Below are 25,470 nucleotides of genomic sequence, written 5' to 3' on the forward strand. Positions count from 1 at the left end.
AGCAATCCAATGGCAAGGGTCTTTAGCTCAGCTGGTAGAGCGCCACGTTTACACCGTGGATGTCATCGGTTCGATCCCGGTAGGACCCACCAATAACCCGCCTGCCATGCTTCCCGACGCACGGCAGGCGGGTTTTTCCTTTCCCTTTGCAGGCACAATGCCGGCATGGTCCAGCCGGAGTGCGGTGTCAGACCCCCGCCATAACGTACAGGGCATGGAACACGTGATAGTCCGCGACGGCGGCAATGGAATACCTGCATCTGTGGTTTGCCGGGGGCGGGAGTGGCTGCTGGGCGCCGAACCGGTCAGGTGGTTCGAACGGGTCAACTGGTGGGAGACCAACCGCCGGATGCCCAAGGGCCGGAGCAGGGTGGACGTGGAGGTCCTGCAGGTCCAGGTACGCCTGGGAAGCAACGCCCGCTCAGCGCTGACCACCATGCTGCTTGAGCGGGACGGGCTCGGCGGAGGATGGCGGCTGCGGGATGCCGTGGCGGACGCCGCTTAGGGGGCGGGAATAGGCAGCGCGAGGCTTCCGGGCATTGGAAAACCCTCCACCGCGACTATTGGGGGATGCCGCGGTGGAGGGCCTGAAATGAATATACAGTGAAGTTCCGGAAACAAAAAGTCATTCCGGACTGTGTGCCGCCGGGGAAGCGAAGAAAGCGCTAACCTGCTGCCGCCCGTGCCGCTCAGCGCTTCACCGGGATGAAAACCCGTGGCTGTTCGGTCCAGGAATCGGACATTTGCGACATCGTCCTGCGCATGATGTGGTCGGATGCCTCTCGGGCAGCGGCCGCGTCGCCCCGCGAGATTGCTTCTGCAACATCCACGTGCCACTGCAGGGCGGCTTCGTGCGGGTGGTCGGGCATGAGACCGTGGACGGTACGTCCTGTCAGCGTCTCGGCCACCTGACCCATCAGGTTCGCGAACATCTCGTTCCCGGAGCCGGAAAGCAGCAGCGAGTGGAAGTGGATGTCGAGCTCAAGGAAGCGGGGCACCTCACCTCTGTTGCCGGCGTCCCGCATGGCGTAGGCAACGTCAACCAGCTCCAGGCGCAGCGGCGCGGGTGCATTCTGGGCCGCCAGCTCAGCCGCCACAGGCTCAACGGCCGCGCGGAGTTCTGCAAGGGACCGCAGCTGGGCGCCGCGGGCGCTGCTTGCCAGCCGCCAGCGAATGACCTGTGGATCGAACGGATTCCACCGGCTGGCGGGCAGGACGCGGATACCCACCCGTTTGGTGGTCTCCACCAGCCCCAGGGACTGCAGCACACGGACAGCTTCCCGGATCACCGAGCGGGAAACCTTCAGCTCGACTTCGAGCTGTTCTGCAAGCATGAGGTGGCCTGCGGGCAATTCACCCGAGATAATGCGGGTGCCAAGATTTTCGATGGCACGGTGGTGCAGGCTGCTTGTCATGCTGCAAGCCTAGTGCGCAGCAGCGCCCGGCCATGCTCCTGGGATGGACCGCGGCAGGCCCGGTCTGGTCCACTGGGTGGGCGTTACTTTCCTGCGACCCGAAGAATATATATGCTTTATTCCGACAGCTTGATCAGCGCAGCGCCGCCCCGTCCGGGCAGGACTGCCGCATTTTCCGCCGTACGCAATGAATTGGAGTTTTGATGTCTGCACATATCGGTGTCACCGGCCTCGCGGTGATGGGCGCCAACCTGGCCCGTAACCTGGCCCGCAACGGCTTCACCGTGGCCCTGCACAACCGGTCCGTGGAAAAGACGGACACCCTGCTGGAAAAGTACGGTACCGAAGGCGACTTCGTCCGCACCGAGACCCTGCAGGAGCTTGTCGATTCGCTGGAGAAGCCTCGCCGGGTGCTGATCATGGTCAAGGCTGGCAAACCGGTCGACTCGGTCATCGAGCAGCTTGAGCCGCTTCTCGAAGCGGGCGACATCATCATCGACGCCGGCAACTCGCACTACGAGGACACCCGCCGGCGTGAAGCGGCCCTGGCCAAGAAGGACCTGCACTTCGTGGGCGTTGGCGTGTCCGGCGGCGAGGAAGGCGCACTGAACGGCCCGTCCATCATGCCCGGCGGCTCCAAGGAGTCCTACAAGGCCCTCGGCCCCCTGCTCGAAAAGATCTCCGCCAAGGTTGACGGCGAGCCCTGCTGCGCTTGGGTAGGCACCGATGGCGCCGGCCACTTCGTCAAGATGGTCCACAATGGCATTGAGTACGCCGACATGCAGGTTATCGGTGAGGCCTTCGACCTGCTCCGCTCCGGTGCAGGCATCGAGCCCGCCGAACAGTCCAAGATCTTCACGGAGTGGAACAAGGGCGACCTGTCCTCCTTCCTGATCGAAATCTCCGCTGAGGTCCTGGGGCACGTGGACGCCAAGACAGGCAAGCCCTTCGTCGACGTCGTGGTGGATGCTGCCGGCCAGAAGGGTACCGGCCGCTGGACCGTTATCTCCGCACTGGAACTGGGCTCGCCGGTGTCCGGCATCGCCGAATCAGTCTTCGCCCGTGCATTGTCCTCGCAGGCGGGCCAGCGCAAGCTCGGCCAGGAACTGCTGGCCGGCAACGAGGTTTCGGTTGGAGTCCCGGAGACGTTCGTCGAAGACGTCCGCCAGGCGCTCTACGCTTCCAAGCTCGTTTCCTACGCCCAGGGCCTGGACATGCTGACCTCCGCGGCCAAGGAATACGGCTGGGAGCTGAAGCTGGATGAGATCGCCTCGCTCTGGCGTGCCGGCTGCATTATCCGTGCGGAACTCCTCAAGGACATCACCAAGGCTTACGCGGCAGACGAGAAGCCCGCCAACCTGCTGTTTGCACCGGCCTTCACCAAGGCCATCGCGGACGCACTGCCGGCCTGGCGCCGCGTCGTGGCCACCGCTGTGCAGCTGGGCATCCCGGTGCCTGTGTTCTCGTCCTCGCTGGCCTACTACGATGGCCTGCGCCGCAAGCGCGTCGCTGCCGCCCTCATCCAGGGCCAGCGCGACCTGTTCGGTGCCCACACCTATGGCCGCGTGGACGCCGAAGGTACGTTCCACACGCTCTGGGGCGAAGACAAGTCCGAGATCGAAGCGGTAGACACTCACTAGCATCCGCTGACACACAGCAAAAGGCGGGCAGTTCCCGGAAAATCCTGGAACTGCCCGCCTTTTGCGTGCCGCCGGCCATGGTGCGTCCGGCTTCATTGGGCGCGCCCGGCCGGGCGTCAGATGCGGTATTCGATGTCGTACTCGGCGGGGTCGACGGCGGGTTTGGTCTCCCGCTGCGCGTCACGATGCCGCCATTTGGCAGGCACGCCAGTGACGATCGACTCCGGCGGAGCGTCCTTGACCACCACGGCGTTGGCGCCCACAGCGCTATCACGGCCGATGGTGATGGGGCCGAGGATTTTCGCGCCGGCCCCGATGGTCACGCGGTCACCAATGGTGGGGTGCCGCTTGATTCGGGCCAGCGAGCGGCCTCCCAGCGTGACGCCGTGGTAGATCATGACGTCCTCGCCGATCTCGGCGGTTTCGCCGATGACCACGCCCATGCCGTGATCGATAAAGAACCGGCGGCCGATGGTGGCGCCGGGGTGGATCTCGATTCCGGTGGTGAATCGGCCAAGCTGTGAAATGAGCCGGGCAGGAAAACGCAGTGCCGGGTTCTGCCACAGGCGGTGTGTCAGCCGGTGGATCCAGATGGCGTGCAGGCCGGAATAGGCGAAAAAGTTCTCGACGGAACCCCTCGACGCCGGGTCATGCGACCTGGCGGCGTCGAGGTCTTCCTTTAGTCGTGCAAAAAAGCCCACAAACTTCTTTCTACAGGAAACGGGCGGAGGGCGGTCTGATCAGCCGCGGATGTCGTCATAGAGAACGGTGGAGATGTACCGCTCACCGAAATCGCAGACGATGGCCACAATCAGCTTCCCGGCGTTTTCCGGGCGCTTAGCCAGCTCCAGGGCGCCCCAGACGATGGCACCGGACGAGATGCCGCCCAGAATGCCTTCCTTGACGCCAAGTTCGCGGGCAACGCGGACGGAGTCCTCAAGCGTTGCGTCCAGCACCTCGTCGTAAACGTTGGTGTCCAGCAGTTCGGGAATGAAGTTGGCACCCAGGCCCTGGATCTTGTGCGGGCCCGGAGCGCCGCCATTGAGGATGGGGGAGTCTTTGGGCTCGACTGCCACGATCTGGACGCCGGGCTTGCGCTCCTTGAGGACCTGGCCCACGCCGGTGATGGTGCCGCCGGTGCCGATGCCGGCGACGAAGACGTCCACTTCGCCGTCGGTGTCGGCCCAGACTTCCTCGGCGGTAGTGTCACGGTGGACCTGGGGGTTGGCCTCGTTGGCGAACTGCTGTGCCCAGATGGAGTTTTCGGTGTTGGCCACAATCTCTTGGGCCTTTTCCACCGCACCGCGCATGCCCTCGGATCCAGGCGTCAGAACGATTTCGGCACCGAAAGCGCGGAGCATCACACGGCGTTCCGTGGACATGGTTTCGGGCATGGTGAGGATGACCTTGTAGCCGCGGGCTGCACCCACCATGGCCAGGGCGATTCCGGTGTTGCCGGAGGTGCCTTCGACGATGGTGCCGCCCGGCTTCAGCGCACCTGACTTTTCGGCAGCGTCGATGATGGCCACACCGATGCGGTCCTTCACGCTGTTGGCCGGGTTGTAGAACTCAAGCTTTACGGCAACGGTGGCACCCAGCCCCTCGCTGAGCCGGTTCAGCCTGACCAGCGGTGTGCGGCCTACCAGCTGCGTTACGTCGTCATAAATCCGTGCCATGTAGATACGCCTATCTCTGAGGGGTGAATACTGAGGTCAGCCTAACGAGGCCGCGTAATGCTGGCTAAGCGTTAAGCCATGCAGAGTAATATTTCCTGGCCTTGGCGAGTTTGGGGTTGATGATGACCTGGCAGTAGCCCTGCTCGGGATGTTTTGCGTAGTAGTCCTGGTGGAACTCCTCGGCAACATGGAACCGGGGGAGGCGGCTGACCTCAGTGACGATCGGATGGCTCCACAGGGCCTGGTTCCGGTCGATGGCTTCCTCGAACAGAATCTTCTCCTCGGTGGTTTCGTAGAACATCGAGGAGCGGTACTGGGTCCCCACGTCATAGCCCTGCCGGTTCAGCGTGGTGGGGTCGTGCAGGGCGAAGAACATGTCCAGGATGACCTCGGCCGGGATGATTTCCTCGTCGAAGGTCACGGCGACCACCTCGGCGTGACCGGTGGTGCCGCTGCAGACTGAGTAGTAGTCAGGGTACGGATCGTGGCCGCCCGTATAGCCGGACACCACCGCCGTGACGCCCTTTGTTTTCTGGTAGACGGCGTCGAGGCACCAGAAGCAGCCTCCGCCTAGAACAAAAGTTTTCATGACCTCTTCAATGGTTGGCAGCGCCGGATGATTCCCCGCGCGTCCCGCGTCACACCGGCGGCATGCCTGCGCCTGCCGGGTGATGGGGTAAAACTAAGACTATGGAACCTGTGGACACCGACGTTACCGGTCCGGACGAGCACGACGGCGACACCTCCTTCGGCGGGCAGGCCGGCGACGAGCCGGACGGGGCTCCCACCCTCGGAGACCTGCTGCTCGCGGTGGAGGAACTGTGGCCTGAATCCCTGGCCGAAGGCTGGGACGAAGTGGGCCTGGTGGCGGGCCACCCTGCAGCGCCGGTCACCAAGGTGATGTTCGCCGTCGATCCCACGCTGGAGGTGATCGAAGAGGCCGTCGAATGGGGTGCAGAGCTCCTGATCACCCATCATCCGCTGCTTCTTAAAGGGGTCACGTCTGTGGCGGCCACGACTCCCAAAGGCCGGGCGGTCCACCGGCTGATCGAGTCCGGAACCGCCCTGCTGACGGTTCACACGAACGGTGATTCCGCCGTCGGGGGTGTGTCTGATGTGCTGGCTGACGCGCTGGGTCTCCAGGACGTTGCCCCGCTTACGCTGGCGGCCAACGGGCTGCCGGAGGAGGGAATTGGACGCGTAGGGGACCTCGAGGACGCCATGACACTGGGCGATTTCGCGGCCAGGGTGTTCGGCATCCTGCCGTCCGTAGCCGGGGGAGTGCGCGTCTCCGGTGACAAGGACGGCCTGGTCCGGCGGATCGCTGTGTGCGGTGGCGCGGGCGATTCGCTGTTTAACGAAGTCCGGGCCAGCAACGCCGACGTCTACGTCACGGCCGACCTTCGGCACCACCCGGCTTCGGAGGCGCGGGAAGCCGCGCTGAACGGACGCCCCTACCTCGTGGATGTGTCCCACTTCGCCAGCGAATGGCTCTGGCTTCCGGCCGCCGCGGCGGCCTTGGGCAACGTCCTCGCCGACCAGGGGCACGACGTCGAAATCCAGGTCAGCGCCACCAACAGTGATCCGTGGGACTTCATCCTTACTCCGGGCTGACCTTTCGCGTAGCCGGCCACGCAGGGAAGCGGTCCAGGCGCTAGAGTCGAGGAAGCGCCGGCAAGGTGCCCGGCCCGGCCGGAGGGATCAAGCGGAGGTAACAGTGGCAAAGGCAGCACCGGCGGAACAGATCAAGTTGCTCGACCTGCAAGGCCTGGATGCAAAGCTCAAAGCCCTGGCCAGCCGCCGCCGTTCGCTGGAAAACGATCCCCGGATCAAGGACCTTGAAGCTGCCCTCTCCGTGGCCAGCGGCGAACTCGGTGCCGCGAAAGTTGCCGTGCACGACGCCGAAGCCGAGCTGAAGCGGGCCGAGGCGGACGTCGAGCAGGTGGCCACACGCATTGAGCGCGACGAAGCGCGCCTGAACAGCGGGACCGGCCTGTCCAAGGACCTGGTGGCACTCCAGAAGGACATCGCCTCGCTCAACAGAAGGCGTTCGGACCTCGAAGACGTGGAGTTGGAAGTCCTGGAACGCCTGGACACGCTCCGTGAGCGGCAGTCTGCGCAGCAGCAGATCGTGGACGATATCCAGGGCTCATTCGGCAGTATTCGTGCGGAGCTGGACAAGGAGCTCACCGCAGTCGACGCGGAGGCTGCAGACGTGCGGGGCAGGCGCAATGAGTTCGCCGCCGGACTGGACGCCGGGATGCTGGCCATTTATGAGAAGACCCTGGCCAAACGTGGCGTGGGCGCTGCCCGTCTGTTCCACGGCACCTCGGAGGCCTCAGGCATGAAGCTCAGCCCCGGCGACCTCGCGGAGATCACCGCCGCTTCCGTTGACGACATCGTCTTCTGCCCAGACTCAGGTGCCATCCTGGTCCGCTCGGAGGAGTGGGCCTGACCCAGGTACGCAGCAGCTGGCGCCGTCTTCCCCGGCCAAACGGCGCGGGGCGCTAACCGTTGGGCAGGGGAGCCTCAGCCCGGCAGGATGACGTTCAGCGCATGGGGCTTCCGGGCAGTTCCGGGCACGAGCTCCGCAGTCCACCGCTCCTGTGCGGCCTTCAGGAGGCCGGCAGGCGTTGAGGGCGCTTTGCCGCGGCGCGAGAGCAGGTGCCGGGCCAGCTCGCCGCGGGTGTGCTTGGCAAAGTGGCTGACGACTTTCCGCACGCCCCCGGCGTCGGTGAAGACATTCACGGACACCGTCTGTCCTGCCGGCGGAGCCCACGCTGCCGCGTAGGTGCTGGACCGGCAGTCCACCAGCAGTTGGTCCCCCACGACGGAGGCGAGGGCCTCGGAAAGCTGCGGCTTCCAGAACGTGGCGAGGCGTCCGACGTCGGGCAGCGCCGTCCCCATCGACAGCCGGTAGGCGGGCACAGAGTCGCCGAAGCGGATGGCGCCCCACAGGGCCGATACCACCAGCACCGACTCATCAGCCTTGCGCCGCTGCGCCGGCGTCATGGTCCGGTAACCAAGGGCATCGTAAAGGACGCCGGAGTAGATGCGGTGCGCAGGGGCCGCCGGTTCAGCGTGCAGCCGCGTGTTGCGTACGACGTCGTCACGCAGCGATGCGCCCACGCCCAGGAGGTCGAGGGCGTCCTCGTGGGCACTGACGGTTCCCAGCGCCTCCAGTACCTTCGCCCGCGCAGGGTTGAGGCCGGGAAAGCCCAAGGACGACCAATCCACGGCGGCACCGTTGACCGCGGGGGTCTTGCCTTCTGAAGGGGGGAGCAGAATCAGCACCGTCCGATCCTACCGGCGGCACCAGCAGCCGCCGGCGCCGGTAGACTGGAAGCGGATGGGACAGCCAGGCGGCCGCGCGTCACGAAAGTGGCTCGAGGAACGTCCGGGCTCCACAGGGCAGGGTGGTGGGTAACGCCCACTCGGGGTAACCCGCAGGCAAGTGCCACAGAGAACAGACCGCCTGCTTTTTCCGTTTTCGGAAAGCAGCAGGTAAGGGTGAAACGGTGGTGTAAGAGACCACCAGCTTCCCGGGCGACCGGGAAGGCTAGGTAAACCCCACCCGGAGCAAGGCCAGACAGGGCACGTTTGAGGGCTGCCCGCCCGAGTGTCCGGGTAGGCCGCTAGAGGGTGCCGGCAACGGTACCCGTAGATGGATGGCCGTCGCCCCCGTGCCGGCAACGGCACGGGGGAACAGAACCCGGCGTACCGGCTGTCCCATCCGCACAACCGGTTTGACCTTGGAAGATGTGTTGGGGATCCTGAACCGTGCCCGCAAATACCGATCCGCAGCCGGCCGGCCGACCCGCCGGACCCCAGACCCGCAACCTGCCCACGCAGGTCCTGGGCCTGCTGGCCTTCCTTGCCCTCTCCGTCACGGCCTGGGCATTGGCCACGGTTCCGATCCTGCTGAACATGCACGGCTGGTTCGCGGCCTCCGTGCAGGCACCCTGGATGCCGCCGCAATGGATGTTCCGCTCCGTGTGGCTGCTGCTGTACGCCAGTATCGCCGTTGCCGCCTGGCTGGTCTGGCGGAAAGGGGCGCTCACCGGCGGCACCATGGCCGGCTACCTGATCCAGCTGGTGCTCAATGCCGCCTGGCCGCTGAGCTACTTCGGCCTTTACCCGCTGCTGGGCCCGGCCGCCCTTTGGGCCGCACTGGTGGTCCTCACCGGACTGGCGGGATGCCTGGTGTTCCTGATCCTGCGGTTTGGCCCGGTGAACGGCCTGGCCGGGCTGCTGGTGCTGCCCTACTTCTCCTGGGTGGTCTTCTCCTGCAGCCTCAACCTCTACGCCGCACTTCACAACTGAACGCCGTGTGAGTGATTTCACGCCCGGCGGGCCTGTTCCCCGGGCCGCGCCAAATTAGAATGGATTCCGGACGTAGGGGTTCTTCCGCTGGAATTGCGTTCGCATCCGGCGGTTTTTCTTTGCACACGATCCAGGCGCCTGGGGGCCGAACTCCGCAGGCGTGGATGCCCCTGGACATCATCAGGTGGCCTACATCCGCATACGAGGACGTATGCGGCTGAACCGAGGAAGGTATTTCTGTGAGCCAGACGTCAGATTCTTGTCTTGATACGTGGATGGGCCGCGAGGCCCTCGCCGAGGCCATGATTCCGGTGATCGGCCGGCTGTACCGCGAAAACAACGTGGTCACGAGCATCCATGGCCGGAGCCTGATCAACAAGTCCACCATGAACATCCTCAAGGCACACCGTTTCGCCCGCCGGATGAGCAAGGACGAACTCCTCCTCGAGGAGACCGCACCCCTGCTGAACACCCTTGCCGGGCTGGAGCTCGGCGCCGCGGCCATCGACATTGCCCGGCTCAACCAGAAGTTCAAGGAAGAGGGCAACGGCGCCACCCTTGAAGAGTTCCTCCGCGCCGAGCTGGCCGACGTCGTGGGCAAGCGGGGCGGCGACGACCGCACCAGCACCGACGTCGTCCTCTACGGTTTCGGACGCATTGGCCGGCTCCTCGCCCGCCTGCTGGTCGAAAAGGCCGGTGGCGGCCACGGCCTGCGCCTGCGCGCCATCGTGGTCCGCCGCGGCTCCGACAACGACCTGCTGAAGCGCGCCAGCCTGTTGCGCCGCGACTCCGTGCACGGCTCCTTCGAAGGCACCATCCGCGTCGACGAGGAGGCCAACACCATCACGGCAAACGGCGTCCGGATCCAGGTCATCTACTCGAACGATCCCGCCACCATTGACTACACCGCCTACGGCATCAACAACGCCCTGGTGGTGGACAACACCGGCCGCTGGCGCGACGCCGAAGGCCTCTCCCAGCACCTGCAGAGCAAGGGCGCCGCCCGCGTCCTGCTCACCGCACCGGGCAAGGGCGAGCTGAAGAACATCGTCCACGGCATCAACCACGGCACCATCGAGGACACGGACACGATCGTCTCTGCGGCGTCCTGCACCACGAACGCCATCACCCCGGTGCTGAAGGCCCTCAACGACAAGTTTGGCGTGATCCACGGCCACGTTGAGACGGTCCACTCGTTCACCAACGACCAGAACCTGATCGATAACTTCCACAAGGGCGACCGCCGGGGCCGCTCCGCTGCCCTGAACATGGTCATCACCGAAACCGGAGCCGCGAAGGCAGTTGCCAAGGCCCTGCCCGAGCTGCTCGGCAAGCTCACCGGCAGCTCCATCCGCGTCCCTACCCCGGATGTGTCGCTGGCCATCCTGAACCTGAGCCTGGAAAACGGGACCACCAAGGACGAGGTCAACAACTACCTTCGCGAGATGTCGCTGCACTCGGACCTGCGCAAGCAGATCGACTACATCGATTCCCCTGAAGTCGTCTCCACCGACTTCGTCGGTTCCCGCCGTGCCGGCATCGTCGACGGACTCGCTACGGTCTCCACCGATAAGAACCTGGTGGTCTATGTCTGGTACGACAACGAATTCGGCTACAGCTGCCAGGTGGTCCGGGTCATGGAAGAAATGGCCGGCGTGAACCCGCCGTCGTTCCCTGCCAAGGAGAGCGCCAAGGCCCTGGCGGCCATCGCCGTCTGACCTTTCGTGTTCCTCTTGGGTGAATTCCCGGCTGGTTCTCTGGAATCAGCCGGGAATCGGGCCCACACTTGGGGAATGGAAAACGATCAGGCCCTTGAGCACGAAACCACGCTGGAACACGCATTTGACGTAGCGAAGGCCAATCACAAGGAAGCGCTCCGGCTGCTGGACGGCGCCAAGGCCGCCCATGCTTCGGGCGACGTCACCGCTGAACGGGTGCAGCAGCTTGAAAGTTTGCTGGCCGTCGCCGAGGAGGATCTCAAGAGGGTGTCACGGGAGTTGTAGCGGTGACGGCGTGAACCCTCACTCGTCCTGCACACTGTGGATATCCGAGGGCGGCGGTTCCCTCTGACCTAGGCTCATGGGGTGCACCACTCCCGCCCCCGAACTGCAGTCCAGTGACCGTCAGTTGGTCCGCCTACCGGCGGGCGCGACGCCGTTCCCGGCAGGCCTGGGCACTGCTGGCAGTGGGCGGTGTCGCTGCCCTGGGGCTACTGGGCTGGTTTTTAACAGCAGGGCAATTCAACATTGCCGCACCCGCGGCGGACGGCCCCACAGCGGCTCCCGTATTTGATGCCGCGTGGATGAAACCGGTGGCGGCGGTCCATGAAGTGCCCCGGGGCTCAGCCGCGGATGCGTTGGAAGACCTTCCCGTCAAAGGCCGGGCAGGCAAGGACAACTACAGCCGCGAGGCTTTCGGGCAGGCCTGGCTCGACGTTGACCGCAACGGCTGCGACACGCGTAATGACATCCTCCGCCGGGACCTGGCCGGCGCTGTCTTTGCGGAAGGCTCGAAGTGCCGCATCTCCGCAGGACACTTCCAGGAGCCCTATACGGGAAAGCTCATCGAGTTCCGCCGCGGCCAGGACAGCAGTGCCGCCGTCCAGATCGATCACGTGGTGGCCCTCTCGGACGCCTGGCAGAAGGGCGCCCAGGCCCTGGCCCCGCGCCAGCGGCAAAGCCTGGCGAATGATCCCCTGAACCTGATCGCCGCAGACGGCCCGAGCAACCAGCAAAAGGGCGCGGGCGACGCCGCCACCTGGCTTCCGAAAAACAAGTCCATCAGGTGCCACTACGTAGCGCGGCAGGTGTCCGTCAAAGCGGCGTACGGGCTGTGGGTGACGGAGGCCGAGAAGGACGCGATGAAGCGGGTCCTGGGCTCGTGCCCCGGCCAGCAGACCATCAGGGCGAACTGAGGCAGGTCAACGGCTGGTCAGTGCCCGAACGGGTCCGGGTCCACGCCCGGCAGCCAAGTCAGGCCGGGAACGCCCCAACCGTTCTTCTTTGCCGTCTTCTTGGCCTTGCGGGCATACCTGTCCATCAGTCGGTTGACGTACAGTTTGCCGTCCAGGTGGTCGTATTCATGCTGGATGACCCTGGCAAACCATCCGGTGGCCTCGAACTTCACGGGCTCGCCGTTGCCGTCAAAACCTTCCACCCGTGCCCACTCGGCGCGCTTGAGCGGGTACTGGTCGCCGGGAAACGACAGGCACCCCTCCTCTTCCTCATCGGGGTCGGGAGCAGCTCCGGAGATCTTTGACAGCGTGAGCACAGGGTTGACCAAAACGCCGCTGGCGGGTGCGCCGTCGTCGTTCGCGTACTTGTAGACGAAGATCCTCTTGCCCACCCCTACCTGCGGTGCTGCCAGCCCCACGCCGTTGGCGGCATCGTTCGTCTCAAACATGTCCGCAATCAGGGTGCGCAGTTCGTCGTCGAAAACTTCCACTTCGGAAGCCCGGCGGTGCAGCACGGGTTCGCCCCAGATGGTGATGGGCAAAACGGTCATCTTCGCTGTCCTTCGGCTTGCGGCCCCGCAGCGGGCGCAGGGCGGTGATGCAAAAAATAGTGAAAAACAAAGGAGGCCGCACCGGAATAATCCGATGCGGCCTCCTTTGGGCGGCTGCAATGCCGCCCTCTGAGGGTGAGCTACGGGGGTTGAACCCGCGACCTCCTGGACCACAACCAGGCGCTCTGCCAACTGAGCTAAGCCCACCATGTGCCCCACAGTGTGACCGGCTTCCCGGCCCTCTGGAAAGGCAACTCAAATAGCTTACCTGCTCTTTGGGGATGCTTCGTCCACTTTTGGCGTTTTCAGCAAAAAATCCTGAAAGTGTGGCGCAGATTACTTTTCGGGCAGGCCAGCCTCAGGGCTGGTAATCCGCCGGGCGATCTTTTGCGCCGTTGAGCTGTCCGGGCCGGGCGCCGGTACGAAGACTGCGTCCCGGTAGTAGCGGAGTTCGTCGATGGAGTCCCGGATATCACCCAGGGCGCGGTGGCCGCCCTTCTTGGCCGGGGACTGGAAGTACGCGCGGGCGAACCAGCGGCGGGACAGTTCCTTGATGGTGCTGACGTCGATCACGCGGTAGTGCAAGTGCTCCACGATGGCGGGCATATCCCTGGACAGGAAGACCCGGTCTGTTCCCACCGAGTTGCCGCCCAGCGGTGCCTTCCGCGGCTCCGGCACCCATTCGGCGATGTACTGCATCACTGCCGTTTCTGCCTCGGCCATCGTCTTGCCCGCCGGCAGTTCCTTGAGGAGCCCGGATTTGGTGTGCATGTCCCGGACAAAGTCGTTCATCTGCGCGACGGCGGCGTCATCGGGTTTGATGACGACGTCGACCCCCTCGCCGAGGATGTTCAACTCGGAGTCGGTGACCAGCGCGGCCACCTCGATCAGGGCGTCGTTCTTGATGTCCAGACCGGTCATTTCGCAGTCAATCCAGACGATTCTTTCGTTTGTTATAGGCACCGGACCAGCCTACCGTTACACCTCCTGCCAACCGGCCGGTGCTAGGATTTCGAATACGTGGCGGGTCACCCCGCTGTATGGAAACGCGCCCCGGACAGGCCCAGCGGCCTGCGGGCGCGGCCTGCGAAAACGCACGAAGATTGGACAACCCTGATATGACGGCGCCTTTGCCCGCGGCGGGCGGAATGGCTGCCGCCGCCCCGGCCGTCAACGGCGGTGCCGAGATGGACGATCCGCGGTCGCCGATCCTTGCAGGCTTCGTTGGCTCCATGTTCATGCTGGTCGGATCCCTGGGGGTCGGCTGGCTGGCGCCCGTCTCCGAACTGCGCAGGATGCCCCTCTTCATCTGGATGCGCGCCGAGGCCGCCGGGGTGGCACTGTCCATCATCCTCCTGGCCGTCGGCGGCATGCTCCTGGTGCGGGCCTGGCTGCGGCTGGGCCAGAAAGTCCACGTGTGGGGAGCGCAGGCGCGCAGCGCCACGCTCAAGGCGATCCTGGCATGGGGCCTGCCCATGGTGGTGTGTGTCCCGCTGTTCAGCCGGGATGTTTATGCCTACATCGGCCAGGGCCGCCTCATGGTTGAAGGGTTCAACCCCTACGAGAACGGCATCTCAGCCCTGTCGAACTATTTCCAGCTGGGCGCCGACAAAATGTGGACCGAAGCGCCGGTTCCGTACGGCCAGCTGTTCCTGTGGATCGAGCAGTTCGTGGTCTGGTCAACCAATGTCCAGCCCGAAGCCAGCGTGATGCTGTTCCGGCTGGTGGCGGTGGCGGGGGTGGTGCTGTGCGTCATCTACGTGCCAAAGCTGGCGGAACTGCACGGCGTCAACCCGCACCGGGCGCTGTGGCTGACGGCGGCCAACCCTCTGTTCCTGACCAACTTCATCGCCAGCGTCCACAACGATTCCCTCATGATCGGCCTGGCCCTCGCCGGCCTGTATTACTGCGCTACGCACCGGGTGGTGCGCGGCATTGTCCTGGTAACGCTGTCCATCGCCGTCAAGCCCATCACGATCGTCTTCCTGCCCTTCATCGGCCTGCTTTGGGCCGGACAGAATGCGGGCTGGGTCCGCAAGTTTTCCTTCTGGGCGCTGACGGCCGGCATCAGCCTGGGCCTCCTGGTTCTGATGGGCCTGGTGAACGGATTCGGGTTCGGGTGGATCAACGGGCTCTCGGCCCCTGGCAGCATTGCGATCTGGTACGCCCCCGTGGGCCTGATCGGGATGATCGTGGCCTCGCTGGCCAATTCGTTTGGCCTGGACGGCAGTGTCTTCGCAGGGTGGGTGTTCGACGCCGGAAAGCTCCTGGCGGTGGGCATCGTGGCATGGCTGATTTTGCGGGGCGACCACGACAGGCTGATGCGGCGGCTTACGCTCGGATTCGCTGCCATCGTCCTGCTGGCCCCCATCATCCAGTCATGGTACGTGGTGTGGCTCATTCCGCTCTTTGCGGTCACCGGCATCCGTAACGACTGGCAGGTCAAGGCGCTCTATTTTGTGGTGTCTTTCTTCATGATCTACGCCATCTCGGACCAGCTTGAAGTCTTCCCGTACCTCCAGGCCGATGACCTGGGCTTCGCGCTGACCCTGGCCCGGGTTGCGGCAGCTGTGACAGGCCTGCTGTTCGGCCTCTACCTGATCTTCTGGGATCCCTCGACGAAACGTCTGTTCCGAAAGTCCGGCGACCTGGTTGTTGAACGTCCGGTCATTTAGCGGCGCGCAGCCCGGCCGTTGAGCCTTCGCAGGGCTTCCCGCCGCGACAGGGGGCTGATGACGGCCGAGTGCTTAGCCACGAAGGCCGCCACCCAGTCCGGTGAGGTTTTGGCGTACTCCCGCAGCGCCCATCCGATGGCCTTCCGGACGAAAAATTCTCCGTCTCCCAGGTTTGGTTCGATCACCGCGGCCAGCAGTGCAGTGTCCGTGGCGGCCTTAGCCTTCAGTTGGGCGATGATGGAGGCCCGCCTGAACCAGAAGTCCTCATCGGTGCTCCAAGCGCGCAGCACCGCAGTCATTTCCTCGCGGTGGGCCTGAAGCAGGCCGAAGATGCGCCCAGAAACGCCATCCACGAAGTCCCACCAGGCGCCGGTACGGATTATTTCCTCGTAGACCGGCAGCATGTGCAGGTCCCGGGACACCATCCTGTTCGCGGTCAAATCAATGGCAGCGTACCGCTCCTCGCGCACCTCGGAGTGGCGCCACAGATCGAGGACGGTGGCACGCAGTTCCTCCCCGGACCGGAACGGCGCCGCGGCAGCCGCGTCCTTCGCAATCCGGCGAACTTCCGGCACCCGGACTCCCAGCGAAGGAAGGCTCGACCTCATATATGCCTGGGCGCCCGCTGCCCGCGCGGGATCGGCATGTTCCCGCAGCTCAGACCGGATTGTGGCAAGCACCTCGGTGTTGGAAGTTGCTGGGCTTTCCATGAGGCAACCTTAGCCAGCGCCGGGCCACCGCAGCCATGACCTCCACAGCCCCGGTGAACAGTCAGCGTTCCGCTGTTGCAGGTTCGGGGGCGGCTGGCTGACCGGCGTACGTCCAGCCAGCGCGCTTCAGCCAGGCCGCGCACAGTGCCGGCCACTCCTCTGCGCCCGGCGCTCCGGCCGCGAGGCCGATGCCGTGCCGGCCGTGCGGGAAGATATGGAGTTCCGCAGGCACGCCGGAGTCGAAAAGCGCCTGCGCGTATCCCAGACTGTGGCTGACGGGCACCGCCTCGTCGTCGGCCGTGTGCCACAGGAAAGCCGGCGGGGTCTGGGAGGTCACCTGACGGTCCGCGGAAAGAGTCGAGAGCAGGTCCGGGGACGGTGCGTGGCCCACGAGGTTGTCTACCGACCCCTGGTGCACGTCCCGGGCCAACGACACCACGGGGTAGCACAGCACTGCCAGGTCAGGCACGGAGCCGGGGACATCGAGGGCTGGGACTCCCGTGGAAACCGCCGTCGACAGTGTTGCAGCGAGGTGGCCGCCTGCCGAGAATCCCAGCACCCCGATCCGTTCCGGATCCACCGCCAGGCCATGGGCGCCGCTGCGGATGTACAGCATGGCTTCCTTGGCATCCACCAGGGGAGCGGGGTGCCGGTGGGGAGCTACCCGGTAGCGCAGGACAAATGCGTGAATACCCAGCGAGGCGAGCCATTCGGCCACGGGTTCGGCCTCATGGTCCGCCTGCCGCGCATAGCCGCCGCCGGGCAGGACCAGGACGGCGGGCCGCAACCCGCCATCAGGGCAACGGGCGGGAACTGAGGTCAGGCCGTTCGGCGCCATCAGTCCGTGGTCTCCGTGCTGCGGCGCAGCACGACCTTGCCGGTCACGGGGCGGGATGCGGAATCCTGTTCGTCGCCGTCGGCCGTGGGTGGTGCAGTGGCCCTGGTGGCGAGCCGGCCAATCTCCTCCAGCGGCAGGCTGACCGTGGAGAGTGCAGGCCTGAAATCGCGCAGGGTCTCGATGTCGTCGAAGCCCGCGATCCGTGCGTCGCGCGGGATGCGGAGGCCTTCTGCCCGTAAAGCGGCGGCCGCACCGATGGCCATGACGTCATTGACAGCGAAAATACCCAGCCCGTTGCCAGCCGGCCGGCCGCCTTCGCCGGTTCCCCCGGCCTTGATCCGTGCCGCCAGCTTGAGGCCGGCGTCGTATCCTCCGGACCGGTTGAAGGAGTTCCGCAGTACCCCGGCGGGGCCGCGGCCTGCCCGGCTGAGCCCTTCCTGGAAGCCGCGGATCCGGTCATCGGAGGTGAATAGCCCTTCCGGGCCGCCGATGATGACGAAGTCGCCGTCCCAGCCCGCGGCCAGTTCCACGGCCAGGTCTGCGGCAAGTTCCTGGTTGGGGACAGACACCACGTGGTAGCCCTCCGGGGCGGCGGCGCCCACTACGGGGTGTCCCACCACAGCAACCTGCCCTCCGTTGCGGCAGTAGCGGTCCAGCTCCGCGGCCAGTTCCGCGTTGTCGTCCCCGTCTTCAGCCCGGGACGAGCGCGAGCCCGCGATCACGATCGAGTCGGCACGCCGCGCAGCGAAGGCGGCAACTGCTTCCTTTTCTTCCCCGGGGGCACCGCCCGTGGTGGCCAGCAGGACCATCCGGCGCTGTTCGCGGGCAGCCTCCTGGACGCCCCTGGCAATTGCCGCGAAGTAGGGGTCCGCGATGTCGTGGACGATCAGGCCTATCAGGCCGGAACTCGACTTCGCCAGTCCCTGTGCCTGTGCGTTGGGAATGTAACCCAGTGAATCTGCCGCCTGGCGGACCCGCTCGGCGATGTCCTTGCCGGGCTTGCGCGCTGAGCCGTTGAGGACGCGGGAGGCGGTGGCGGGAGACACCCCGGCAAGCCGGGCCACCTCGGTGAGGGTACTAGCAGCCACAGCAGCTCCTGGACGTCGGGGAAGATAACGGTCACCACATTATGGCAGTTGAAAGTTCTTCCGGAAAGCGCTTGCCAACTCCGGCGGGAGCGGTGCATGATGTAACAAGTGGGAATGCGCTTTCCCAATCAGGATTGAGTAAAACTTGCTCACTCACCGTGGAGGACACATGGGCTTCGAAACAAAGACGATCCGCATTGCCATGAATGGCATCACCGGCCGCATGGGATACCGCCAGCACCTGCTGCGTTCCATCCTGCCGATCCGTGACGCCGGCGGCTTCACGCTGGAAGACGGCACCCGCGTGCAGGTTGAGCCCATCCTGGTGGGGCGCAACGAGGCGAAGATCCGCGAACTGGCGGAGAAGCACAAAGTCGCCGAATGGACCACCGATCTGGAATCGGTCATCAACGATCCCACTGTTGACGTCATCTTCGACGCCTCAATGACCAGCCTGCGTGCGGCCACCCTGAAGAAGGCCATGCTGGCCGGCAAGCACATCTTCACCGAGAAGCCCACCGCGGAAACCCTGGAAGAAGCCATCGAGTTGGCCCGCATCGGCAAGGACGCCGGCGTCACCGCGGGCGTCGTCCACGACAAGCTGTACCTCCCGGGCCTGGTCAAGCTCCGCCGCCTGGTGGATGAAGGCTTCTTTGGCCGCATCCTCTCCATCCGCGGCGAGTTCGGCTACTGGGTCTTTGAAGGCGACGTACAGGCAGCCCAGCGCCCGTCCTGGAACTACCGCAAGGAAGACGGCGGCGGAATGACCACGGACATGTTCTGCCACTGGAACTATGTCCTTGAGGGCATCATCGGCAAGGTCAAGAGCGTCAGCGCCAAGACCGCCACGCACATCCCCGCCCGCTGGGACGAGGCCGGCAAGGAATACAAGGCAACGGCCGACGACGCCTCCTACGGCATCTTCGAGCTTGAGACCCCCGCGGGAGACGCAGTCGTGGGCCAGATCAACTCGTCCTGGGCCGTTCGCGTCTACCGTGACGAGCTGGTGGAATTCCAGATCGACGGCACCCATGGGTCCGCCGTCGCAGGCCTCAACAAGTGCGTTGCCCAGCAGCGCGCACACACCCCCAAGCCCGTGTGGAACCCGGACCTGCCCGTCACCGAATCCTTCCGCGACCAGTGGCAGGAAGTTCCCGCCAACGCCGAACTCGACAACGGCTTCAAGCTGCAGTGGGAAGAATTCCTCCGCGACGTCGTCGCCGGCCGCGAACACCGCTTCGGCCTGCTCTCCGCCGCCCGGGGTGTCCAGCTTGCAGAGCTCGGACTGCAGTCCAACGACGAACGCCGCACCATCGACATCCCGGAGATCACGCTCTAATGACGTCCCTCATCCTTCCCTCCCACGACGGCGGCACCAGGGAATACCGCCTGCAGGGCGGCACCACCTGGGCCCGGCCCTCCGCACCCCTGACAGCGCGGCGGGCGTACGCCGCAGCCCACGTCATCCCCGAGGTCCTTGCCGACAACACCCCCGGTGCCCCGGCACGCCTGGACTGGGACGCCACGATGGCCTACCGCCACGAACTGTGGTCCTACGGCCTGGGCGTCGCCGATGCGATGGACACCGCACAGCGGGGCATGGGCCTTGACTGGGCAGCCACCCAGCAGCTCATCAAGCGCACCGGCGTTGAGGCGGCGTCCGTGGTTACAGCGAACAACGCGGCCACTGCTGGCAAGTCGGTCCGTGACCTCGTCTCCTGCGGCGCCGGCACCGACCAGCTGGACATCGATTCCCTTCCCGTGGGCGAAGCCGGCCTCAAGGCTGTCCTCGAGGCCTACCGCGAACAGATTGCCGTCATCAGCGAAGCCGGGCCGAAGGTCATCCTGATGGCCTCCCGTGCCCTGGCCAAGGTAGCCAAGGGTCCGGAGGACTACCTGAACGTGTACTCCACGCTGCTGCAGGAAGTTGACCAGCCGGTCATCCTGCACTGGCTCGGCACCATGTTCGATCCCGCACTTGCCGGCTACTGGGGCTCCGAGGACGTCGCTGCTGCCACCGAGACCTTCCTGGGCCTCATCAAGGACAACGCGGACAAGGTTGACGGCGTCAAGGTCTCCCTGCTCGATGCAAGCCACGAGGTGGCCCTGCGCGCAGCCCTGCCCGCGGGCGTTCGCCTCTACACCGGCGATGACTTCAACTACCCTGAGCTCATCGACGGAGACGGCACGCACCACTCGGACGCACTGCTCGGCATCTTCGCAGCCATCTACCCGGCCGCCTCGGTAGCCCTGCAGAACTACGACGCTGGCAACGCCGCCAAGGCCCGCGAGATCTTGGACTCCACCCGCGAACTGGGCAAGCACATCTTCAGCGCCCCCACGTTCTACTACAAGACCGGCATTGCGTTCATGTCGTGGCTCAACGGCAAGCAGCCGGGCTTCCAGATGGTGGGCGGCCTGCACTCCGGCCGCTCCGTCTGCCACCTGGCCAAGACCTTCGAACTCGCCGACCGGGCGGGCCTGCTGAAGGATCCCGCCCTCGCCGCCTTCCGGATGTCCGATTACCTGCGGATCAACGGGGTGGGCGTGTGAGCGACTTCTCAAGGTTGGCCATCAACAGCGCCACCACCAAGAAATGGACACTTGCCCAAGTGGTCGAGGGATGCGTCAACGCCGGCATTCCCTCCATTGGCCCATGGCGCGACCGCGTGGAGGAAGCCGGCCTGGACAAGGCTGCCCGCCTGATCAAGGACGCGGGACTGCGGGTGTCCTCGCTCTGCCGGGGCGGATTCCTGACCGCAGCCGACGCCGAGGGGCAGGCGGCCGCGCTCGCTGACAACCGCGCTGCAATCCTCGAGGCCGTGGCATTGGACACCAGGGAACTGTTCCTGGTGGTCGGCGGCCTGGCGCCCGGGGAGAAAGACGTCGTGGCGGCACGGCAGCGTGTGGCGGACCGGTTGGCGGACCTTGTTCCGGTCGCCGCGGAAAACGGGGTCCGGCTGGTGCTGGAACCGCTGCACCCGATGTACGCCGCGGACCGCGCACTCATCTCCACCCTTGGCCAGGCGCTGGACCTGGCGGCGCCCTTCGACACGAAGGATGTTGGCGTCGCCGTCGACACCTTCCACGTCTGGTGGGATCCGGAACTGAAGGCGCAGATCGAACGTGCCGGCAGGGAAAACCGCATTGCGTCCTATCAGGTGTGCGATTTCAACATGCCCATCGCCGCGGATCCGCTGCTCTCCCGCGGTTACATGGGCGACGGCGTCATTGACTTCGCCACCATCGGCACCTGGGTCAGGGACGCCGGGTACACCGGCGACATCGAGGTCGAAATCTTCAATCAGGAGATCTGGGACACGGACGGCGACACCGTGCTTTCCACGGTCAAGGAGCGCTACGCGGAGCTGGTACTCCCGTACGCCTGACCTGATGCAGACCGCGGGCTCCTGCCAACGTCACGGCAGGAGCCTGCGCCCCACCAGAAAAGGACCTGCACCGCTCCGGCGATGCAGGTCCTTTTGCGTTGCGGTCCATGCACAGGGCACGGCCCGCCACCGGGCTCAGGCGAGGTACGCGGCGGCGTACCGGCGGTACCTGGCCAGGATGCCGCCGTCGGACGGTTTAGCCGGAAGATCCACACCGGTGAGGGTCCACTCCGGGATCGACCCGGCCAGCACAGCGGCGGCCTGGCGGGCCGCGCCGTCGGCCACGTACTCGCCGGGCGTCGGCACAAAGGCGGGAAGGCCAAGCAGCTGGCTGGCTGCCAGCTGCACGGCCGGCGACTGCGCACCGCCACCCACCAGGATGACGCGCCGGGCCTCCACGCCCTGCGCCTGAAGGGCTGCCAGGCCGTCGGCGAGGGAACAGACCACGCCTTCGACGGCGGCGCGCGCCAGGTTTTCGGGCGTGTAATTCGTTCTAGTGATGCCGTGCAGCGATCCGGCCGCGTCCGGAAGGTTGGGTGTCCGTTCGCCGTCGAAGTATGGAATGAGCGTCAAGCCGCCGGCTCCTGCCGGGGCCGCCAGCGCGAGCTCGTTGAATTCTTCCAGGCTGACATCCAGCAGCGCGGCCGTCGCATCGAACACCCGTGTCGCGTTGAGCGTGCAGGCAAGCGGCAGGAAATTGCCCGTGGCGTCCGCGAATCCCGCGACAAGCCCCGACTCATCGGCCGCAGGGGTTGCTGACACCGCAAACACGGTTCCGGACGTGCCCAGCGAGAGGACAACATCGCCCACGCCCGCGCCCACGCCCAGGGCGGCGGCGGCGTTGTCCCCGGCGCCCGGACCGATGAGCGACCCTTCCGGGGTTTTCCCGGCGATGTCCAGCGGGCCGACGACGGCGGGAAGCCGGGGGACGTGGCCAAGGGACTTTTCGAGGGCGTCAGGAAGGTACTTGTCCGCAGCCGCGGAGTAATAGCCGGTTCCCGAGGCGTCGGACCGGTCGGTCCGGAGTGCCGCCAGGCCCGCCTCGCCGCTGCCGGGGCCGAATCCAGCCAGCCGCCAGGTGAGCCAGTCGTGGGGGAGGCAGACGGCAGCGACGCGGGACGCGTTGTCGGGTTCGTTTCCGGCGAGCCAGCGCAGCTTGGTGATAGTGAGCGAGGCAACAGGGACTGTTCCCGTGGCGCGGGACCAGTAGCGGGCACCCGCGGCGGAGTCGCCGTCGCCGGCTTCCCGGACCAGGTCCAGGGCGGCGGGAGCACTCCTGGTGTCGTTCCACAGCAGGGCCGGCCGGATGACGTCTCCGGTGCCGTCGAGGCAGACCATGCCGTGCTGCTGGCCGCCCACGGACACGGCGCTGACATCAGCGAGCCCGCCTGCCTGCGTGATGGCGGCCTGGAGGGCGTTCCACCAGTGCTCGGGGTGGACTTCGGTTCCGTCGGGGTGGCTGGCGCGTCCCTGCCGCACCAGCGCGCCGGTGTCCGCGTCGCGGATCACCACTTTGCAGGACTGGGTGGAGCTGTCGATTCCGGCAACGAGGGCCATGTGGTTCCTTCTCATGCGCCGGTGCCGCCGGATCGTGGCTCCGGCGGCACCGTGGTGCTGGTGGTTGGTTGCCTGCGCCTAGCGTGCGTTAAGCACGTGCTCGATGGCCAGCTGGTTGAGCCGCACGAAGGCGAAGGAGCGTTCGGCGGCGGCATCGGCGTCGAACGTTTCGAACGCGCTGGCGTCGGCCAGCAGATCCGCAGTGGTCTCACCGGCAGCGAGAGTGGGTTCCCCGAGTTCGAACACGCCGGAGGTCTTCAGTGCTTCCTGGACCTCAGGGTCTGCGCGGAAGGCGAGCGCGCGTTCCTTGAGCAGGAGGTACATGGACATGTTGGACTTCGCGGATTCCCAGACGCCGTCGTAGCCGTCGGTGCGGGAGGGCTTGTAGTCGAAGTGGCGCGGGCCGTCGTACATGGGGCCGCCGTTGGGGAAGCCGTTCTCGAGGAGGTCAACGGTGAAGAAGGCGCTGGTGAGGTCGCCGTGGCCGAAGACGAGGTCCTGGTCGTACTTGATGCCGCGCTGGCCGTTGAGGTCGATGTGGAAGAGCTTGCCTGCCCAGAGGGCCTGGGCGATTCCGTGGGTGAAGTTCAGGCCTGCCATCTGCTCGTGGCCGGTTTCGGGGTTGAGGCCCACGATGTCGCCGTGTTCGAGCTGGGCTATGAAAGCCAGCCCGTGGCCGACGGTGGGCAGGAAGATGTCGCCGCGGGGTTCGTTCGGCTTGGGCTCGAGGGCGATCCGCAGGCCGTAGCCCTTGTCCTTGATGTATGCGGCGGCGGTGTCCACGCCTTCCTTCATTCGGTCCAGTGCGGCGGACAGGTCCTTGGAACCGTCGTATTCGCTGCCTTCGCGGCCGCCCCACATCACGAACGTTTCGGCGCCGAGCTCGGCGGCGAGGTCGATGTTCTGGAGGACCTTGCTCAGGGCGAAGCGGCGGACGGAGCGGTCGTTGGAGGTGAAGCCGCCGTCCTTGAAGACCGGGTGGCTGAACAGGTTGGTGGTGACCATGGGGGTCTTGAGGCCGGTGTCGGCCAGGGCAGCCTTGAAGTTCTTCAGGATCAGCTCGCGCTCGGAGGCCGTGGCGTCGAACGGGACCAGGTCGTTGTCATGGAAGGTGATGCCGTAGGCGCCGAGGTCCGCCAGCTTGTGGACGGCTTCCACCGGGTCAAGGGCTGCACGGGTGGCCACACCGAAGGGGTCGGCGCCGGTCCAGCCCACCGTCCAAAGGCCAAAGGTGAACTTGTCGGCAGGGGTGGGGGAGAGAGTCATGATGCGTCCTTGCAATCGATGGTCCGCAACGTGCGGATCTTTAGTTTATTGCCTGAACTTTATGTCTGGACGTAGGCTGTGGTCAAGGGTCCGGCGGTGCGGGCCACCGGTTTTCTTGGCGGGATCCGCAGCGAGGAGTGCCATGAGGTTGCCTGTTCCGGCGTCGACGCCCCAGGGGCCGGCGGCTCCCGGCAGCATGGGGGACGTGCGCAGGAGCAACCTCGCCCTGGTCCTCGGTGCCATCGCGGGTGCGCCCCGGGGAGCGTTTCCCACCAGGGCCCAGGTTGCTGCCGCCACCGGCCTGACCAAGGCGTCCGTTTCAAGCATGGTGATGGACCTCGTGGATGCGGGCCTGGTGCGCGAAGTCGGACTCAACGCACGGGGGGAGCGCGGCCGTCCCGGGGTGGGCCTGGACCTGAACACCATGCGGGCCGTCATGGGTATGGAGGTCAACGTCGACTACATAGCTGCCGGCGTGATGGACCTGTCCGGGGCGGTCGTCTTCCTGGAGGTCCGGGAACGGGATAACCGGGGAAGCCAGCCGGAACCGGTCCTGGAGGCGCTCGCAGTCCTGGCGGCCAAAGCGCGAAGTGACACGGGGGAGCGGGGCGTGGAAATCCTCGGCGGCGGCCTCGCCGTGCCCGGGCTGGTGGGACCCGGAGGGACGGGAATCCTGACCGCCCCGAACCTGGGGTGGACCGACGTCGACCTTGACCTTGGTGCCTTGCTTCCGGAAGCGCCACTGGCCGTCGCCCTCTTCAACGAGGCCAACGCTGCGGCCTTGGCTGAACTCCGGCACAGGCCCGGCAATGAAGGCGACTTCCTGTTCATTTCCGGGGAGGTGGGCGTTGGTGGCGGCCTGGTCCTGGGCGGCGAACTCTTCACCGGACCCGCCGGCCACGCCGGCGAAGTGGGACACGTGGTGGTGGACCCGGGAGGAAAGCGCTGCTCGTGCGGAGGGACGGGCTGCCTTGAAACAATTGCCGGCCAGGATGCGATATTCGCTGCCGCGGGCGTGGAAACCACCGGCGAAAGCCGCTCCTCAGCCATGCGCAGCCTCCTTGCAGCGCTCGCCGCGGGCGACACCCGGGCGACATCCGCCGTCGAACGTGCCGGCAAGTACCTGGGCATTGCCATCGCATCAACTGCGCGGGTGGTGGACATCGGTTCGGTGGTGCTTGGCGGCCACTTTGCCGTCCTTGACCAGTGGCTGCGTGCTCCGCTGCTGGGCAGCCTTTCCACCTATGCGCCAGGGAAGCTGGCCGCCGAACATGTTGTCACCTCGGCCGTGGGTGAGGAGGGCGCGCTCCTGGGCGCGGCCGGAAGCGTCCTGCGCTCGCTGGTGGACTCGCCGCACTTGCTGCAGGGCTAGCCGCGGGGCGGTCAGGG

At 65.8% G+C, this 25,470-nt stretch carries 25 protein-coding genes, 2 tRNA genes and 1 other RNA gene; 15 read left to right on the plus strand and 13 right to left on the minus strand.

The features are described from left to right. Positions 1 to 16: 16 nt before the first annotated feature. Positions 17 to 92, plus strand: a tRNA-Val gene (locus tag OVA06_RS07175). Between the two features lie 122 nt (positions 93 to 214). Further along, positions 215 to 505: a hypothetical protein gene (locus OVA06_RS07180; protein WP_268157275.1), complete on the plus strand. Its 291-nt coding sequence runs from the start codon at positions 215 to 217 to the stop codon at positions 503 to 505. Positions 506 to 689: 184 nt separating this feature from the next. Here the strand turns inward: OVA06_RS07180 and OVA06_RS07185 are convergent, their stop codons facing one another. Beyond that, positions 690 to 1,415, minus strand: coding sequence for a FadR/GntR family transcriptional regulator (locus tag OVA06_RS07185; RefSeq protein ID WP_268157278.1), 726 nt, complete (start codon positions 1,413 to 1,415; stop codon positions 690 to 692). A 203-nt stretch (positions 1,416 to 1,618) separates the two neighbouring features. Here OVA06_RS07185 and gndA point away from each other — a divergent pair, with 203 nt between their 5' ends. Next, the gene (gene gndA, locus OVA06_RS07190; RefSeq protein WP_268157280.1) at positions 1,619 to 3,055 is read left to right on the plus strand and encodes an NADP-dependent phosphogluconate dehydrogenase; all 1,437 of its coding nucleotides are present in this window, start codon (positions 1,619 to 1,621) and stop codon (positions 3,053 to 3,055) included. Positions 3,056 to 3,171: 116 nt separating this feature from the next. On the opposite strand, the gene epsC is transcribed toward gndA, so the two are convergent. The 3 genes from epsC to msrA all read right to left on the minus strand — a co-directional run bounded on the left by epsC (position 3,172) and on the right by msrA (position 5,320). Continuing rightward, a complete protein-coding gene (gene epsC, locus OVA06_RS07195; protein WP_091720860.1) occupies positions 3,172 to 3,756 on the minus strand; it encodes a serine O-acetyltransferase EpsC in 585 nt (194 codons plus the stop codon). Positions 3,757 to 3,795: 39 nt separating this feature from the next. Further along, positions 3,796 to 4,731, minus strand: coding sequence for a cysteine synthase A (gene cysK / locus OVA06_RS07200; protein ID WP_268157285.1), 936 nt, complete (start codon positions 4,729 to 4,731; stop codon positions 3,796 to 3,798). Positions 4,732 to 4,795: 64 nt separating this feature from the next. Next, positions 4,796 to 5,320, minus strand: a complete 525-nt coding sequence (gene msrA, locus OVA06_RS07205; RefSeq protein WP_015937379.1) for a peptide-methionine (S)-S-oxide reductase MsrA — start codon at positions 5,318 to 5,320, stop codon at positions 4,796 to 4,798. Positions 5,321 to 5,421: 101 nt separating this feature from the next. Here msrA and OVA06_RS07210 point away from each other — a divergent pair, with 101 nt between their 5' ends. Both OVA06_RS07210 and OVA06_RS07215 read left to right on the plus strand, forming a co-directional pair. Beyond that, a complete protein-coding gene (locus OVA06_RS07210) occupies positions 5,422 to 6,345 on the plus strand; it encodes a Nif3-like dinuclear metal center hexameric protein (RefSeq protein ID WP_268157288.1) in 924 nt (307 codons plus the stop codon). A 103-nt stretch (positions 6,346 to 6,448) separates the two neighbouring features. Next, a complete protein-coding gene (locus tag OVA06_RS07215; protein ID WP_268157291.1) occupies positions 6,449 to 7,186 on the plus strand; it encodes a zinc ribbon domain-containing protein in 738 nt (245 codons plus the stop codon). 74 nt (positions 7,187 to 7,260) lie between these two features. Here the strand turns inward: OVA06_RS07215 and OVA06_RS07220 are convergent, their stop codons facing one another. Further along, positions 7,261 to 8,025, minus strand: coding sequence for a YaaA family protein (locus OVA06_RS07220; RefSeq protein WP_268157293.1), 765 nt, complete (start codon positions 8,023 to 8,025; stop codon positions 7,261 to 7,263). Between the two features lie 56 nt (positions 8,026 to 8,081). Between OVA06_RS07220 and rnpB the strand changes: the two genes are divergently transcribed. From rnpB to OVA06_RS07245, 5 genes are all read left to right on the plus strand, one after another. Further along, an RNA gene (gene rnpB / locus OVA06_RS07225) (RNase P RNA component class A) lies at positions 8,082 to 8,467 on the plus strand. Positions 8,468 to 8,511: 44 nt separating this feature from the next. Then, positions 8,512 to 9,054, plus strand: coding sequence for a TspO/MBR family protein (locus OVA06_RS07230; protein WP_261619016.1), 543 nt, complete (start codon positions 8,512 to 8,514; stop codon positions 9,052 to 9,054). 239 nt (positions 9,055 to 9,293) lie between these two features. Beyond that, positions 9,294 to 10,772: a glyceraldehyde-3-phosphate dehydrogenase gene (locus OVA06_RS07235; RefSeq protein WP_082497388.1), complete on the plus strand. Its 1,479-nt coding sequence runs from the start codon at positions 9,294 to 9,296 to the stop codon at positions 10,770 to 10,772. Between the two features lie 75 nt (positions 10,773 to 10,847). Then, on the plus strand, positions 10,848 to 11,057 hold the full coding sequence (locus OVA06_RS07240; protein WP_268157296.1) for a hypothetical protein: 210 nt from the start codon (positions 10,848 to 10,850) through the stop codon (positions 11,055 to 11,057). Between the two features lie 113 nt (positions 11,058 to 11,170). After that, positions 11,171 to 11,968, plus strand: coding sequence for an HNH endonuclease family protein (locus OVA06_RS07245; RefSeq protein ID WP_268157298.1), 798 nt, complete (start codon positions 11,171 to 11,173; stop codon positions 11,966 to 11,968). A 17-nt stretch (positions 11,969 to 11,985) separates the two neighbouring features. Here OVA06_RS07245 and def read toward each other — a convergent pair whose 3' ends face one another. The 3 genes from def to orn form a co-directional block, all read right to left on the minus strand. After that, the gene (gene def, locus OVA06_RS07250; protein WP_045731610.1) at positions 11,986 to 12,558 is read right to left on the minus strand and encodes a peptide deformylase; all 573 of its coding nucleotides are present in this window, start codon (positions 12,556 to 12,558) and stop codon (positions 11,986 to 11,988) included. A gap of 134 nt (positions 12,559 to 12,692) precedes the next feature. After that, positions 12,693 to 12,765, minus strand: a tRNA-His gene (locus tag OVA06_RS07255). Positions 12,766 to 12,894: 129 nt separating this feature from the next. Next, the gene (orn, locus tag OVA06_RS07260) at positions 12,895 to 13,521 is read right to left on the minus strand and encodes an oligoribonuclease (RefSeq protein ID WP_268157301.1); all 627 of its coding nucleotides are present in this window, start codon (positions 13,519 to 13,521) and stop codon (positions 12,895 to 12,897) included. Between the two features lie 155 nt (positions 13,522 to 13,676). On the opposite strand from orn, the gene mptB reads away from it, so the two are divergent. Further along, a complete protein-coding gene (mptB, locus tag OVA06_RS07265; protein WP_442793533.1) occupies positions 13,677 to 15,233 on the plus strand; it encodes a polyprenol phosphomannose-dependent alpha 1,6 mannosyltransferase MptB in 1,557 nt (518 codons plus the stop codon). On the opposite strand, the gene OVA06_RS07270 is transcribed toward mptB, so the two are convergent. The 3 genes from OVA06_RS07270 to OVA06_RS07280 form a co-directional block, all read right to left on the minus strand. Further along, positions 15,230 to 15,943, minus strand: coding sequence for a DNA alkylation repair protein (locus OVA06_RS07270; protein ID WP_268157303.1), 714 nt, complete (start codon positions 15,941 to 15,943; stop codon positions 15,230 to 15,232). The genes mptB and OVA06_RS07270 overlap by 4 nt on opposite strands. Before the next feature lie 61 nt (positions 15,944 to 16,004). Next, a complete protein-coding gene (locus OVA06_RS07275; RefSeq protein WP_268157305.1) occupies positions 16,005 to 16,781 on the minus strand; it encodes an alpha/beta hydrolase in 777 nt (258 codons plus the stop codon). Further along, positions 16,781 to 17,869: a LacI family DNA-binding transcriptional regulator gene (locus OVA06_RS07280; protein WP_268157307.1), complete on the minus strand. Its 1,089-nt coding sequence runs from the start codon at positions 17,867 to 17,869 to the stop codon at positions 16,781 to 16,783. The genes OVA06_RS07275 and OVA06_RS07280 overlap by 1 nt, the downstream gene beginning before the upstream one ends. A gap of 169 nt (positions 17,870 to 18,038) precedes the next feature. Here OVA06_RS07280 and OVA06_RS07285 point away from each other — a divergent pair, with 169 nt between their 5' ends. From OVA06_RS07285 to OVA06_RS07295, 3 genes are read left to right on the plus strand one after another with little or no spacing between them, the layout of a single operon-like run. Beyond that, on the plus strand, positions 18,039 to 19,208 hold the full coding sequence (locus tag OVA06_RS07285) for a Gfo/Idh/MocA family protein (protein ID WP_261619021.1): 1,170 nt from the start codon (positions 18,039 to 18,041) through the stop codon (positions 19,206 to 19,208). Beyond that, the gene (locus OVA06_RS07290; protein WP_268157309.1) at positions 19,208 to 20,422 is read left to right on the plus strand and encodes a dihydrodipicolinate synthase family protein; all 1,215 of its coding nucleotides are present in this window, start codon (positions 19,208 to 19,210) and stop codon (positions 20,420 to 20,422) included. The genes OVA06_RS07285 and OVA06_RS07290 overlap by 1 nt, the downstream gene beginning before the upstream one ends. Next, positions 20,419 to 21,258 (plus strand): sugar phosphate isomerase/epimerase family protein, encoded by an 840-nt coding sequence (locus OVA06_RS07295; RefSeq protein WP_268157311.1) that lies wholly within the window; start codon positions 20,419 to 20,421, stop codon positions 21,256 to 21,258. The genes OVA06_RS07290 and OVA06_RS07295 overlap by 4 nt, the downstream gene beginning before the upstream one ends. 135 nt (positions 21,259 to 21,393) lie before the next feature. Here the strand turns inward: OVA06_RS07295 and OVA06_RS07300 are convergent, their stop codons facing one another. Both OVA06_RS07300 and xylA read right to left on the minus strand, forming a co-directional pair. Next, on the minus strand, positions 21,394 to 22,815 hold the full coding sequence (locus tag OVA06_RS07300; protein WP_268157313.1) for an FGGY family carbohydrate kinase: 1,422 nt from the start codon (positions 22,813 to 22,815) through the stop codon (positions 21,394 to 21,396). A gap of 78 nt (positions 22,816 to 22,893) precedes the next feature. Beyond that, a complete protein-coding gene (gene xylA / locus OVA06_RS07305; RefSeq protein ID WP_268157315.1) occupies positions 22,894 to 24,081 on the minus strand; it encodes a xylose isomerase in 1,188 nt (395 codons plus the stop codon). Positions 24,082 to 24,223: 142 nt separating this feature from the next. Here xylA and OVA06_RS07310 point away from each other — a divergent pair, with 142 nt between their 5' ends. Beyond that, positions 24,224 to 25,453 carry an ROK family transcriptional regulator gene (locus tag OVA06_RS07310; protein WP_268157317.1) on the plus strand — a complete coding sequence of 410 codons (1,230 nt, stop codon included), beginning with the start codon at positions 24,224 to 24,226 and terminating at the stop codon, positions 25,451 to 25,453. Positions 25,454 to 25,470: the final 17 nt, after the last annotated feature.

It is taken from the genome of Pseudarthrobacter sp. SL88 (assembly GCF_026672455.1).
GTDB lineage: Bacteria > Actinomycetota > Actinomycetes > Actinomycetales > Micrococcaceae > Arthrobacter.